Raw genomic sequence first — 12,803 nt, 5'->3', positions numbered from 1 at the left:
CGACTGCGTGCTGGCACTGAATCACGCATTGGGCTGGGCTGGGTATTCTGTGGTGGCGACAGTGGTCGCGCCATCTATCCGATTGAACACCGTGCATAAATATCTTCTCCTCGGAGGATACACAACACTATTGTTGGCTATATATTGCTCTCCTTCAAGATTTTGCAGATATTCCTGCGAGGTTGTCAAAGTTCAGTATCCATCCCAAGAGCGCCCGTCGGGACGCGAATCGCCATCTCCAGTCCGGCAGCGTCCCGCGGCGGGTCACTCGGGAGCGTCGCGAGGGGCCGCCGGGCTGCGGCCGCGAGGACGAGCGCGTCGAGCACGTCGTCGCGGGCCACGTCCCGGCGGAGCGTCCGGTCCAGCGTCTCGCGGTAGACGCGCTCGGCGTCGACCTTCGGCGCGTCCGTCGCGTCGGCGTTCGAACCGTGGTCGCCGACGCCGTTCTTCTCCTCGCTTCCGGCGAACGCCGTCCGAAGCACGTCGAGGCGGCGGTCGCGCCCCTCGGGCGTCGACTTCGGTTCCGAGAGCGGTTCGCCGGCGAAGGCGGCAAAGGCGAGTTCGGGATGGGATTCGAACATTCGGTCTCGGGCGTGCGGCGTCTCCCGGAGGACGGCGTCGACCTCGCGAACTTTGGGCACGAGGTGCCACGCCTGAATCGAGAGTCCCGCTCCGGTCCGCTCGCGGTTCGCCGCGCTGGCCGCCTCGTGGGAGTCGGCGTCGAGGACGGCGCGGACGGGCGCGAAAAAGACGGTGGCGGCGCGAGAGCCGAGCAGTTCCCGAGCCTCGCGGTCGCACGCCCGGCGGTCGGAGTCGGGCAGTCCGATAGGGATATCGACGAGCACCCGCGCGGCGTCTCGCTCGCGGGCGAGTTCCCAGACGGCGTCGAAGTCGGGAACGGCCCGCACTGAGAGGCCGTCCGCGGCGACGGCGCACACCCACCCGGACCGACAACCGTCGACACCGATAACGGGGAAAGAGCGACGCTGTGGCACGAGCCGAGCTAGGTCGTGGAGCGAGAGAAAAGCTCTGGGTTCAGGAATCGAGTGCCACGGCCGTCATCTGCCGACAGGAGTCGCGGAGCTCGCTGAGCGTCACGTCGATGGCCGCGTCGAGCGAGACGAGTAGTTTCACGCCGCCGTCGAGGGGCACCCTGACGATGAGTGCGTCGTCGATGGCGAACGCGACGAGTTCCGGACCTCCGATTGGCAGGTCTTCGAGGGGTTGGTCGATGGCCTCCTCGTTCGTGAGCGTCGCGACGAGCGTCTTGACGGTGTCTTCGTCGTAGCGGTCGAGAAGCGACTGCTCGAAGAAGCGAATCTGTGTCTGAACCGGCTCACACCACGCGATTGCACGGAGTGCGTCCCCGTAGGCGTCCTGCAACTCTGACGATAGTTCGGGGGCGGGGAAATCACCGTCGTCGACGACGGTAACCTCCGCCTCCTGGTCGAGTGCGACCCGTTCGTAGGCGAGTTCGCCGAGGTCCGTCAGCCCGTAGAGTCGCCCCTTCTGCTGTGACTCCGGTACCAACAGTTCGACAATGCCCCGCTCCCGCAGTTCGGAGAGCGCCCGAGACACGTGCGGCTGTGCGAGGTCGGTCTCCGCGGCGATTCGAGAAGGGAGTCCTGAACCGTGTTCCGAGAGGTACCGACACACGGCCAGCCGGTACCGGGAACTCGCGATATACCCCGCGGAATCCCACGTCTCGGTCATAAATGAGACTCTCCGCTGGTTGTTTTCATCATGATTGACACGTCCCATGCTGATATGCAATGGCAAGCGGGGTATATCTTTCGAGGGTCGAACAATACTACCATATACGTACCATATATCGTTCGAGAACGAAACGCTCGGCCACTCAGAGGGCGGAAAATGATTATAGTCCGGCACTAACCACCGAGCCTCGAACATTCTGTAGAAACTCCGGTGACGCCGGTGTAACCCGATACCCGCACGGTTACCCGGTGACATGTGTGTCAGCAAACGTATATATCGGTTCGGCCTCGTACCAGGTAACGCAATGATAGTAGTACCCCTGACGACGGACCGCCACACGACCACCGACACGACGGAGGTGTCGAGATGAGCGTCGCGCTCCAGTTCGCCGCTCCCGGCGCGGACATCGCGTTCCTCCTCGCGCGCGTCCTCTTCGGCGCGGTGCTCGCGTTCATGGGACTCAACCACTTCCTGAACCTCGGCCACATGACCGGCTACGCGGAGATGAAGGGCCTGCCGGCCCCCCGCCTCGGCGTCGTCGTCTCCGGCGGGATGCTCGTGTTCGGCGGCCTCGGTATCGCCCTCGGCGTCTTCCCCGCGCTCGCCGCCGGGGCCGTCGCCGTCTTCCTCGTCGTCGGGACGCCGGTGTTCCACAACTTCTGGGCGGTCCCCGAGGACCAACAGGAGTCGGAGATGACCGGCTTCCTGAAGAACGTCGTCATGCTCGGCGGCGCGCTCGTCTTCCTCGCGCTCAGCGGGACGACGTGGTCCTACGCCATCGGCCTGACGCTGTTCTGACCGCCGACGCAACTCACGACACGAACCCTGACGCATGTTCCGACGCGACCCCAGACAGAGTTCCGAGGCGTCACCGCCCCACAGATTCATCGGCGTCCGAACCCACCACACACCCATTCGTGACCGACGCAATCCCGGATTCGACACGTCCTCGTCACCTGCCGAGTAGCCGACCCCGACCCCGACCGCCCGCAGCGGGGGGTCGCTGATGGACGGCGCGCCCGACGATTTCGGCTCGCCGTACCGCCTGCTCTCGGGAGCCGTCGTCCCGCGCCCCATCGCGTGGGTGAGCACCCGCGGCGACGACGCCGACAACCTCGCGCCGTACAGTTTCTCCACCGTCGCCAGCGTCGACCCGCCGGTGCTCGTCTTCGCGCCGGTCGGTCGCGGCCCGTCGCTGAAGGACACGCCACGAAACGCCATCTCGCGCGGCGAGTTCGTCGTCAACGTCGTCACCCGCGACCTCGTGGAAGCGATGAACGAGACCGCCGCGACGGTCCCGCCCGGCGTCGACGAGTTCGAACACGCCGGCATCGAGAAGGCCGAGTCCGTCCGGGTCGACGCCCCCCGCGTCGCCGACGCCAAAGTCGCCTTCGAGTGCACCCTCTACGACAGCATGGAAGTCGGCTCCTCGACGCTCGTCCTCGGCGAGGTCGTCCACGCGCACGTCGCCGACGAGGTGCTGACCGACGGCAAACTCGACACGAGGAAACTCGACGCAGTCGGTCGGCTCGCCGGCAACGAGTACGCGACGACCGACGACCGGTTCGAACTCGTCCGTCCGGACTAGCCCGTTCCGACGAAACCGCTCCGACGATCCGCCCGTTATCGAGAATTGATAATGGGGCGCGAAGGTTTATCGCGGGATACAGAGTCGTTCGAACCAATGAGCGACGTGTCGTTGTCGAGCGTGCTTTCGTTTCTCGATACTGATGACGCGGCAACCGTCGTCGAGCGGGTCCGCGCGACCCGTGGGGAGCGAACGAAACGGAGCGTCCGCGACGGGCGGACGTTTCTCTTTGCGGCTCCCGAAGGCGAGTCACAACCGACCGAGGTCGTCTGGATAGACGTGGAAGCCGCGTTCGACGCCCGGAGCGTCGAAGCGTTCGCCGAGCGCTGCGACGACCGCGGCATCGTTGGGACACTCCTGACAACTGGCGACGAAGCGCAGGCCTCGGAGACGCTCGCCCTCGCGTTCGCGACCGACGAGCAGCTCGACGAGCCCGACGAGGACGGCGACCGCGACCTCCTCGTCGACCCGGACGAAGTCGAGCGCCCCATCGACCTCGTGGCGCTTCCCGACCTCGTGGCGGCGCTCGAAGACGCCGACCTCGACGAGGCTATCATCGACGAGTACCACGAGCCGCACGAACCGGAGTTCGAGGACATCGTCAACGAGATAGACGCCGAAGAGGCCCGCACCGCGGCCGAGGCGGACGCCGCGTCGGGCGCGGGTTCCGGTCGCGCGCTCGCGCTCCTCGTCGCGGCCGTCGTCGTCGTGGCGGTCGTCGCCGCGCTCGTCCTGTTCGGCCCGTTCTGAGTCGTCGCTCGGAGCCAGTCACTCGCTCGTTCTGTCTCACCCGCAGCACGTCTCAACCGCGAGCACGACGCTTCGCGAGCCGTTCGATTCTGCGCAGCGCGAGCGCACAGACCGCGGCGTACGGCCCTGCGAGAATCGGCACTTCGAACGCCGCCTCGCAGCGGTCGGTCCCGACCGACTCCACGCGGTGTCCCGTCGCCGGAATCCCGACTACACGCCACGTCCACCGGCGGGACTCGTCGTCGCACGTCTCGATGCTGAACGGGACCCAGACGCCGGCGACGCGGACCTCGCCGCGACTGCCTGCCTCGATGCGCCCGTCGATGCCGCGGACGGCCGACACGCTCGGCCCCCAGTCGGGCCAGTCGGCGACCGACACCAACACGTCCCACGCTGCCGCCGCGGGAGCCGAAATCCGCCGGGAGACGACCAGTCGCCGTCCCTCAGGCGTGCGCTCCACCCGCGTTCGGGTCCGGCTCGACTCGCCCCTCATATCTCCTAGTATGCTAATAAGTCGTAATATAACATCGCCGAAATCTTTATCCACGAAACGTGGTAGCAACTACCAAGGCAACACATGAGCAACACAAGTGACCGCCCGAATGCGACGATGCGAGACGTCAGCCACACACCACCCACAGGCGAGAGCGTCACGAACGTCTGGGAGCGAGGACACGAATCCGAGTCCACAGAATAGCCGGAGAGAACCAATCGAACGACGACGAACAGCAACGAACCACACGCATCGACCTCGAACGACCAGCCAACCAATCGAACCGTAACGGACCGACCGAACAGCAACGAACCGACCGCACCGTAACGAACCACTCGCACCGAACTCGACCAACCCAACCAACCAATCGAACGAACCCAGCGACTCAACCACGAGACAGCCAACACGATACGACGACCCACGTAACCGACCGAGCGACCGACTGCATCGAACTTGACCGCCTCCCGCTGGAGAGGGAGAACGTGCGTCCTTCCTGCGCACCGTTGCGACCGACCCGCGCCAGCCGTCCTGCCGGCGCGCACTCGATTTCCGACCGACTGTACCCGTCCGACCTGCTGGACTCGTTACCCGCCGGAGCCGACACCTATCGGGACGTTTAACCCCGAGTCCGACGGGCGTTCGAACATGAAGGCCACCGCCAAGGCCCACCCGATTCAGGGCCTCGTGAAGTATCACGGGATGCGAGACACGGAGCGCCGAATGCCGTACCACGACAGCATCAGCGTCTGCACGGCACCGAGCCACACGAAGACGACCGTCGAGTTCCTCCCCGGCGCCGACGAAGACGTCTACGTCATCGGCGGCGAGGAAGTCGAAGGCCGCGGCGCGGAGCGCATCCAAGCCGTCGTCGACCGGGTCCGCGAACTGGCCGACTTCGACCACCGCGTCCGCCTCGAAAGCGAGAACTCCTTCCCCTCGAACATCGGGTTCGGGTCGTCGGCGTCCGGGTTCGCCGCGGCTGCGATGGCGCTCGGCGAGGCGGCCGGCCTCGACATGACGCGCCCCGAAGTTTCGACCATCGCCCGCCGCGGGTCGGCGTCCGCCGCCCGCGCCGTCACGGGCGCGGTGTCGCACCTCTACTCGGGGATGAACGACACCGACTGTCGCTCCGAGCGCATCGAGACCGACCTCGAAGACGACCTGCGCATCGTCGCCGCGCACGTCCCCGCCTACAAGGAGACCGAACAGGCCCACGCCGAGGCCGCCGACAGCCACATGTTCCAGGCGCGGATGGCGCACATCCACGCCCAGATAGACGACATGCGCGACGCTCTGTACGACGCCGACTTCGACGCCGCCTTCGAACTCGCCGAGCACGACTCGCTGTCGCTCGCGGCGACGACGATGACCGGCCCCGCCGGCTGGGTCTACTGGCAACCGCGCACCATCGCCGTGTTCAACGCCGTCCGCAGGCTCCGGAACGAAGAGGACGTGCCGGTCTACTTCTCGACCGACACCGGCGCGAGCGTCTACGTCAACACCACCGAGGAGTACGTCGACCGCGTCGAGGAAGCCGTCGCCGACTGCGGCGTCGAGACCGACGTGTGGGGCGTCGGCGGCCCCGCCGAAGTGCTCGACGAGTCCGAAGCGCTGTTCTGAGCGGTCGCGGACGCACCGGCTGCACCCGCCGTCACCCTCTTTTCTCTCGCGCCCTACCCGTCAGTCATGCGTGTCCTGGTTCTCGGTGCCGGGTACGCGGGCCTCACGCTCGCCCGTGACCTCGAACGCCGACTCCCCGCCGACGCCGACCTGACCGTGGTGAACGACTCCGCGCACCACCTCGTCCAACACGAGGTCCACCGCGCGATTCGGCGGCCGGCGGTCGCAGACGCGATTCAGGTCCCCCTCGACGAGGCGCTCGACCGCGCCGAGGTCGTCGTCGACCGCGTGACGGCGGTGGACCGTGACGCGCGGACCGTCGAACTGGCCGAGGGCGACGCCCTCGACTACGACTACTGTGCGGTCTGTCTGGGCGCTGAGACCGCCTACTACGGCATCCCCGGGCTCGAAGCCCACTCGGTCCCGCTGAAGCGCGTCGCCGACGCGGAGACCATCCGCAAGCGCTTTTTCGACGACTGCGACGAGGGCGGCACCGTCGTCGTCGGCGGCGCGGGGCTGTCGGGCGTGCAGGTCGCGGGCGAACTCGCCGCGCTCCGCGACGAGGAGGACGCGCACGCCGACATCGTCCTCGTCGAGCAACTGGACGCCGTCGCGCCGTCGTTCGCCGAGTCGTTCCAGCGGGCGGTCCGCGACGAACTCCTCGACAGAGGCGTCGAGATTCGGACCGAGACGGCCGTCGAGTCGGTGACGGACGCGACCGTCGCGACCGACACCGGCGACATCGACTACGACCTGCTCGTCTGGACGGGCGGCATCGCCGGCGACGACGCGATGGGCGGCGAGCGACCCTCCGTCAGGGCGGACCTCCGACTCGACCGCCGGACGTTCGTCGTCGGCGACGCGGCCCGCGCCGTCGACGCCGACGGCGAACCCGTGCCGGCGAGCGCCTCCGCGGCCCTCCGCGAGGCGAAGACCGTCGCCGGCAACGTCGCGGCGCAGGTCAAGTTCGAACTCGACGGCGACGGGAACGACTTCGCGCCGCGGCCCGACCCCTACCGATTCGAAGTCCCCGGCTGGATCGTCTCCGTCGGCGACGGCGCGGTCGCGCAGGTCGGCCCGAGCATCTTCCGCGGGAAGGCCGCGAAGGCGATGAAAGCCACCGTCGGAGCGGGCCATCTCACCTCAGTCGGCGCGATTTCCCGGGCGGTCGACCTCGTCGACGAGGAACTGCACGCCTGACCCGCTCCCGGCAGAAGCGCTCCCGTAGTCGGGAGGTTTCCCTGAGAAGTTCTTTATCCGATGACGGAGTATCGCCGCCCATAGTCAACGATGCCGGGCACCATCTCCGAGACGACGCCTCCGAGGGCACCGCTCGAGCCGTGACTGACGAGCGAGGTGTTCGATGAACTGGCAGCACACCGCCTACGCCTACCCGATGGTCTTCGCGGCGGTGGTCGCCGGCGTCCTCTCCGCCTACGCGGTCCAGTTCGTCCGCCGCCGCGGGCGGAACCCGACCGTCGTCTCGTTCGCCGTGCTGACGGCCGCCGTCACCCTCTGGACCGCGACGACGGCGGTCAAGCTGTTCCTCGTCGACCCCGGCGCGAAACTGCTCGCGTACAAGTTCCTCCACGTCGGGGCGATGGCCGCCGCGCCGACGTTCTTCGTCTTCGCTCTCGCGTACACCGACCGCCGGGAACTGCTCGACAGGCACGTCGTCGCGTCGCTGTACGTCGTCCCGGCGATGTTCCTCGTCGTCCTCTTCACCAACCCGCTGGAGTTGGGCTACACCGGCTGGAAGCTGTCGACCGTCGACGGCGTGACGGTGCTCTCCGTCGCCGACGGCCCGGTGAGCGTGTTCGGCCTCGTCTACGGCTTCGTTCTGCTGTTTCTCGGACTCGGCATCATCGGTCAGTATGCCCTCGAACTCGACCGCCCCTACCGGACACAGGCGACGCTCCTCATCGTCGGGATGCTCGTGCCGTCGGTCGTCGCCGCGCTCGAACTCACTGGCACCCCGCCGCTCGCGGGCGGTGTCAATCTCATCCCCGCCTCGCTCGCGGTCCCCTCGGTGACGTTCGGCATCGCCGTCTACCGCTACAAGCTCCTCGACATCCTCCCGCTGGCGTACGCGACCGCCGGCGCGCACTCGGCCGACGGCCTCGTCGTCCTCGACGCCGACGAGGTCGTCGTCCACGTCAACGACCACGTCCGTCCGCTGTTGGGCACCGGCGACCCGCTCCTCGGCCGCCCGGCGAGCGAGGCCATCCCGAACTACGGCGACCTCGACGGCGAGCACTCGTCGTGCGACGTGCTCGTCGAGGACGAGCGCTACGTCGAGTTGACGCGCATCCCGCTCGACCAAGCCGGCGACCCGCTCGGCTGGGTGATTTCGGTCCGAGACGTGACGCCGCGGAAGCACTACGAACTCGCCTTGGAGTCGAGGAACGACGAACTGGAAGTGCTCAACCGCATCGTCCGCCACGACATCCGAAACGACATGCAGCTCGTGACGGCGTACATCGACATCGTCCTCAACCACGAACCGCTGTCCGACGAGGCGCGGTCGCAGTTGGAGACGGCGCTCCGGCGGGCGCTCAACACCGTGGACCTCACCGACGTGCTCGGACAGCTGATGCGCGCGACGAACGACGACGAGCGCCGCCGCGCCCTCGATGTCGGCGACGTGCTCCGGGAGGCCGTCGAAGACGTGCGCGAGGGCCACCCGAACGCGGCGTTCACGGTCGGTGACCTCCCGTCGGCGACGGTGTTCGCCAACGACCTGCTCGACTCGGTGTTCGTGAACGTCCTGAAGAACGCGGTCGTCCACAGCGACCGCGACCGCCCGGCCATCGTCGTCTCGGGCACCGCGGACGACGAGGGCGTCACCGTCCGCATCGCCGACGACGGACCCGGCATCTCCGACGAACAGAAGTCGGTCGTCTTCGGGAAGGGCGCGAAGGGGCTCGAAAGCCCCGGCACCGGAACGGGCCTCTACCTCGTCGAGACCATCGTCTCGAACTTCGGCGGCACCGTGCATATCGAGGACAACGAGCCGCGGGGGAGCGTCTTCGTCATCGACCTCCCGCTCGCGACCGTCGAAGCCGCGGACTGAGCCGACCCGGTTGGCTGACTGACCCACCCCGTTCGACCGCCTGACGCCCCGACAGCCGAATCAACTCGCCGCACGTTTCTCGCTGTGTGACAACTGTTATCGGCCATGTATGTTATTAACAATCATGGACTATTCGCTCTCGGACGAACAGCGGGCCATCCGCGAGGAGGTTCGACGGTTCGCCGAAAACGAGGTCGCACCGGTCGCGGGGGAGTACGACGAGGCCGAGAAGTACCCCGCTGAGGTCGTCCGCAAGGCGTCGGAGATGGGGCTGACTGGGGCGCACTTCCCCGTCGAGTACGGCGGCGTCGGCTACTCGTCGCTGGAGAACGCGCTCGTCACCGAGGAGCTGTTCGCGGTCGACCCCGGAATCGGGCTCTGCATCACGAGCGCCGGGTTCGGCGCGGAGGCCATCATCAGTTTCGGCACCGACGACCAGAAGGAGCGCTTCCTGCCGCCGATTACGGAGGGCGAGTCCGTCATGGGCGCAGCCATCAGCGAGCCGCAGGCGGGCTCCGACGTAACCTCGGTGCGCACCCGCGCCGAGAAAGACGGCGACGAGTGGGTGATAAACGGCACCAAGATGTGGATAACGAACGGGAGTGTCGGCGACTACTTCGTCGTCATGTGCCGGACAGACCCCGACGCGGACGACCGCTACGCGGGTTTCTCGCAGATTATCGTCGAGGCCGACCGCGACGGGTTCTCCGCGGACAAGATAACCGGAAAGATGGGCATCCGCGCCAGCGACACGGCCGAACTCGTCTTCGACGACGTGCGCGTGCCCGAGGAGAACCTCGTCGGCACCGAGGGGATGGGCTTCCTCCAGCTCATGCAGTTTTTCGACGAGACCCGGACCGCGGTGGCCGCGCAGGCGGTCGGCATCGCCAAGGGTGCCTGCGAGCGGGCGCTCGACTACGCCAAAGAGCGCGAGCAGTTCGGCCGCTCCATCGGCGACTTCCAGGCGATTCAGCACAAGCTCGCGGAGATGCACACCGCGACCGAGGCCGCCCGGCAGTTGACCTACAAGTCTGCGTGGAGCGTCGACAACGACGAGGACCAACTGACCGCGCTCGCGTCGATGGCCAAGGAGTTCGCCTCGAACGTCGCCACCGACGTGGCCGACGAGGCCGTTCAGATTCACGGCGGGGCCGGCTTCGTCAACGACCACGACGTCGAGCGGCTCTACCGTGACGCGAAAATCACGCAGATTTACGAGGGAACCACGGAGATTCAGAAGAACATCATCGCCCGCGAACTGCTCGGCAAGGGCTTCTGAGGTAGGTCTGTGACTGCCCGTGGCTCGCGGCGTCTGGCCGCCGCCGCGGACGGCATCACCCGTGGACGAGGTTTTACCGCCGCCGCTCCAAGAGAGACTGTGGCACCGTTCGACGCGATTCTCTTCGACCTCGACAACACGCTCTGTACGAACGACCAGAGCGGCGAGACCGTCTACGCCGGCGCGTTCGACGCCGCCGGTCTCGACCGCTTCGGCGAGCCGTCGGACCTCTGGACCGCGCTCGACGGCCCGCCGGACCACGACGACCACGAGGGCTACCTCGCGGACGGCTTCGAGCGCGTCGCGGCCAAACACGACCGTGAGGTCGACGTTCGGGCACTGGCCCGCGGGTTCGTCGAGACGGTCGACCACTCGGCGGTCTCGTTCCGCCCCGGTGCCGAGGCTGCACTCGCCGCCGCCCGCGACCACGCGTCCGTTGGCCTCGTCACCAACGGCCCCGAGCGCCGGCAGTCTATCAAACTCGACGCGCTCGGCATCGCCGACGCGTTCGATGCGGTCGTCTTCGCGGGTGATATGCCGCGGCGAAAACCCCATCCCGACCCGTTCGACCGGGCGCTCGCCGACCTCGACGCCGAGGCGAACGCGAGCCTCCACGTCGGTGACTCGCTGGAATTCGACGTTGACGGAGCCCACCGCGCCGGTCTCGACGCCGCGTGGTGCCCGGTCGAAACGGGTACTGAGGGCGACCTGGACCCGACCTCTCACGCCCCGGCGTACGTCCTCCGGTCGCTCACCGAGTTTTCTGCGATTCTAGACGGCGGTCCGTGACGGTCCCCCGCGGTCGGCCATGCGGGAACCGTCCGCTGGACCTTTGTTGGCGTCGCCCTTAGAGTGGTTCCATGGACCCCGTCGGAACCGTACTCGCCCGCGAGTTTCCCGAGCGACGCGTCACGGCGACGGCCCGCGTTCCGAACGGGAACCACAAGCGGACCGCGGTGGCGACGTTCGCCGACGGCGGGGAAGTCGTCGTCCAGACGGCAACCGACGCCGCGGCGCTAGCCCTCGAATCCGACCTCTCGCGGGCGGTCCGCGAGCGCACGACGATTCCGGTTCCCCGCGTCCTCGCGTCGGGCGCGGTCGACGGGTTCGGGTACGTCGTCGTAGCGCGCGCCGCCGGCGACGAGCTCCACGAGCGGTTCGTCTCGCTCGATTCGGCGACCCAACGTCGCGTGGCTCGGTCGTTCGGCGTCGGCCTCGGCCAGCTTCACGAAGCGTTCTCTTTCGGGGGGTACGGTCGGCTCGGACGGTCGGCTCCCGGGAGACCGCGGGCCGACGGCGGCGATGCTTCCGACTCGCTGACCGACCGCGGGTTCGACGCCGCGAGCGCCGACGACAGCGACTGGGAGACGTGGTTCTCCGCCTACGCCCGCGAGGGAATCACCGCGCTTCCGGCCGCGTTCGACGGGATTCGAGAGCAATTGGCGGACGCCGTCGCGGCCGCCTCGCTCCCCGCGAACCCGCCGGCGAGCCTCTATCCGTGGGATTTCAGACCCGGGAACGCGCTCGTCGCCGACGGCCGCGTGACCGCCGTGCTCGACTGGGGACAGCCGATGGCCGCCGCGCCGGGGCTCGCCGTCGCCAAGGTCGAACACCTCGTCGCCGACTGGTACGTCGAAGACGGTGCGCCGCTCCGCCGGGCGTTCCGCGCGGGCTACGAGTCGGTCCGGCCGCTCCCGTCGGTACCACGCGCCTATCGGGTCGCCGCCGTCGTCCACTCGGCGGTCGATTCGGCGGGAGAAGTCACCCGTCCCGGCTATCCCGAGCGGACCGGGGCGGCCGCGCTCGACTTCCATCTGAACCGCCTCGACGCGCTGTTGTAACCCCGCGCGGAGTCGGTGCCGTCGGCTCCATTCGAAGGTGCGCCGCGCCCCGCGGCGACACGAACTACTAATTCGGAGTGCGTGGTAGGGACAAGCATGGTACGAGAAGACGGCAAGCGAAACTTCGTCCTCGTCGAAGACGGCGAGGAGACGAGCGTGTTCAGCGGAACGTATCCCCGGCAGGCAGCCCTGAAGGCCGCTCGACGACTTCACCCCGCCCCGGGCCCCGACGACATCGACGGGAAAGCGACGCTCAGGCTCCGCGAGCGCGGGACCGACCGCGTCCACATCTACGAGGGGTGGGCGTGGACCGAGGAGAAAGACGATGACGCCCCCGAGTGGATGGACGACTACGTCACTCGGGCGAACGTCTCGAAGCAGGGTATCGAACACCTCGAGGCGTAAGCCGAGGATTCGGCGGTTCCGGGGGACCCGACTTCGTT

The 12,803-nt window shown here is 67.6% G+C and carries 13 protein-coding genes; 10 read left to right on the top strand and 3 right to left on the bottom strand.

Features of this window, described 5'->3' with window-relative positions; genetic code table 11:
* Positions 1-185 precede the first annotated feature (185 nt).
* Together C5B90_RS00355 and C5B90_RS00350 are read right to left on the bottom strand one after the other, a co-directional pair.
* Positions 186-995, bottom strand: coding sequence for a DUF429 domain-containing protein (locus C5B90_RS00355; protein WP_115878182.1), 810 nt, complete (start codon positions 993-995; stop codon positions 186-188).
* A gap of 40 nt (positions 996-1,035) precedes the next feature.
* Positions 1,036-1,713 carry a winged helix-turn-helix domain-containing protein gene (locus C5B90_RS00350; RefSeq protein ID WP_115878180.1) on the bottom strand — a complete coding sequence of 226 codons (678 nt, stop codon included), beginning with the start codon at positions 1,711-1,713 and terminating at the stop codon, positions 1,036-1,038.
* Between the two features lie 369 nt (positions 1,714-2,082).
* Between C5B90_RS00350 and C5B90_RS00345 the strand changes: the two genes are divergently transcribed.
* The 3 genes from C5B90_RS00345 to C5B90_RS00335 all read left to right on the top strand — a co-directional run bounded on the left by C5B90_RS00345 (position 2,083) and on the right by C5B90_RS00335 (position 4,054).
* Complete coding sequence (locus C5B90_RS00345; RefSeq protein ID WP_115878178.1) at positions 2,083-2,514, top strand: DoxX family protein; 432 nt, start codon at positions 2,083-2,085, stop codon at positions 2,512-2,514.
* A 208-nt stretch (positions 2,515-2,722) separates the two neighbouring features.
* Positions 2,723-3,304 (top strand): flavin reductase family protein, encoded by a 582-nt coding sequence (locus tag C5B90_RS00340; protein ID WP_115878176.1) that lies wholly within the window; start codon positions 2,723-2,725, stop codon positions 3,302-3,304.
* 96 nt (positions 3,305-3,400) lie between these two features.
* The gene (locus tag C5B90_RS00335) at positions 3,401-4,054 is read left to right on the top strand and encodes a hypothetical protein (RefSeq protein ID WP_115878174.1); all 654 of its coding nucleotides are present in this window, start codon (positions 3,401-3,403) and stop codon (positions 4,052-4,054) included.
* Positions 4,055-4,106: 52 nt separating this feature from the next.
* Here C5B90_RS00335 and C5B90_RS00330 read toward each other — a convergent pair whose 3' ends face one another.
* The gene (locus C5B90_RS00330) at positions 4,107-4,547 is read right to left on the bottom strand and encodes an SRPBCC family protein (RefSeq protein WP_233511854.1); all 441 of its coding nucleotides are present in this window, start codon (positions 4,545-4,547) and stop codon (positions 4,107-4,109) included.
* A 645-nt stretch (positions 4,548-5,192) separates the two neighbouring features.
* Between C5B90_RS00330 and mvaD the strand changes: the two genes are divergently transcribed.
* The 7 genes from mvaD to C5B90_RS00295 all read left to right on the top strand — a co-directional run bounded on the left by mvaD (position 5,193) and on the right by C5B90_RS00295 (position 12,765).
* Positions 5,193-6,167, top strand: a complete 975-nt coding sequence (gene mvaD, locus C5B90_RS00325) for a phosphomevalonate decarboxylase MvaD (protein WP_115878172.1) — start codon at positions 5,193-5,195, stop codon at positions 6,165-6,167.
* 66 nt (positions 6,168-6,233) lie between these two features.
* On the top strand, positions 6,234-7,367 hold the full coding sequence (locus tag C5B90_RS00320; protein WP_115878170.1) for an NAD(P)/FAD-dependent oxidoreductase: 1,134 nt from the start codon (positions 6,234-6,236) through the stop codon (positions 7,365-7,367).
* A gap of 163 nt (positions 7,368-7,530) precedes the next feature.
* Positions 7,531-9,240 carry a histidine kinase N-terminal 7TM domain-containing protein gene (locus C5B90_RS00315; protein WP_115878168.1) on the top strand — a complete coding sequence of 570 codons (1,710 nt, stop codon included), beginning with the start codon at positions 7,531-7,533 and terminating at the stop codon, positions 9,238-9,240.
* A gap of 124 nt (positions 9,241-9,364) precedes the next feature.
* Positions 9,365-10,519, top strand: a complete 1,155-nt coding sequence (locus tag C5B90_RS00310) for an acyl-CoA dehydrogenase family protein (RefSeq protein WP_115878166.1) — start codon at positions 9,365-9,367, stop codon at positions 10,517-10,519.
* A gap of 99 nt (positions 10,520-10,618) precedes the next feature.
* Positions 10,619-11,308: an HAD family hydrolase gene (locus C5B90_RS00305; RefSeq protein ID WP_115878164.1), complete on the top strand. Its 690-nt coding sequence runs from the start codon at positions 10,619-10,621 to the stop codon at positions 11,306-11,308.
* Positions 11,309-11,379: 71 nt separating this feature from the next.
* Complete coding sequence (locus tag C5B90_RS00300) at positions 11,380-12,360, top strand: phosphotransferase family protein (RefSeq protein ID WP_115878162.1); 981 nt, start codon at positions 11,380-11,382, stop codon at positions 12,358-12,360.
* A 96-nt stretch (positions 12,361-12,456) separates the two neighbouring features.
* Positions 12,457-12,765, top strand: a complete 309-nt coding sequence (locus tag C5B90_RS00295) for a non-histone chromosomal MC1 family protein (RefSeq protein ID WP_115878160.1) — start codon at positions 12,457-12,459, stop codon at positions 12,763-12,765.
* The last annotated feature ends 38 nt before the right edge of the window (positions 12,766-12,803 follow it).

The sequence above is a fragment of the Haloferax sp. Atlit-12N genome, from assembly GCF_003383095.1.
Classification (GTDB): Archaea; Halobacteriota; Halobacteria; order Halobacteriales; family Haloferacaceae; genus Haloferax.
Note: the sequence above shows the minus strand (reverse complement) of the source record. Positions and strands in the feature narration are given on the sequence as shown.

Excerpts from the sequence above, each read along its gene's own strand:
- C5B90_RS00300 (WP_115878162.1), top strand. The coding sequence starts at position 11,380 with ATGGACCCCGTCGGAACCGTACTCGCCCGCGAGTTTCCCGAGCGACGC.
- C5B90_RS00330 (WP_233511854.1), bottom strand. The coding sequence starts at position 4,547 with ATGAGGGGCGAGTCGAGCCGGACCCGAACGCGGGTGGAGCGCACGCCT.
- C5B90_RS00315 (WP_115878168.1), top strand. The coding sequence starts at position 7,531 with ATGAACTGGCAGCACACCGCCTACGCCTACCCGATGGTCTTCGCGGCG.
- C5B90_RS00320 (WP_115878170.1), top strand. The coding sequence starts at position 6,234 with ATGCGTGTCCTGGTTCTCGGTGCCGGGTACGCGGGCCTCACGCTCGCC.
- C5B90_RS00295 (WP_115878160.1), top strand. The coding sequence starts at position 12,457 with ATGGTACGAGAAGACGGCAAGCGAAACTTCGTCCTCGTCGAAGACGGC.
- C5B90_RS00335 (WP_115878174.1), top strand. The coding sequence starts at position 3,401 with ATGAGCGACGTGTCGTTGTCGAGCGTGCTTTCGTTTCTCGATACTGAT.
- C5B90_RS00310 (WP_115878166.1), top strand. The coding sequence starts at position 9,365 with ATGGACTATTCGCTCTCGGACGAACAGCGGGCCATCCGCGAGGAGGTT.
- mvaD (WP_115878172.1), top strand. The coding sequence starts at position 5,193 with ATGAAGGCCACCGCCAAGGCCCACCCGATTCAGGGCCTCGTGAAGTAT.
- C5B90_RS00340 (WP_115878176.1), top strand. The coding sequence starts at position 2,723 with ATGGACGGCGCGCCCGACGATTTCGGCTCGCCGTACCGCCTGCTCTCG.
- C5B90_RS00345 (WP_115878178.1), top strand. The coding sequence starts at position 2,083 with ATGAGCGTCGCGCTCCAGTTCGCCGCTCCCGGCGCGGACATCGCGTTC.
- C5B90_RS00350 (WP_115878180.1), bottom strand. The coding sequence starts at position 1,713 with ATGACCGAGACGTGGGATTCCGCGGGGTATATCGCGAGTTCCCGGTAC.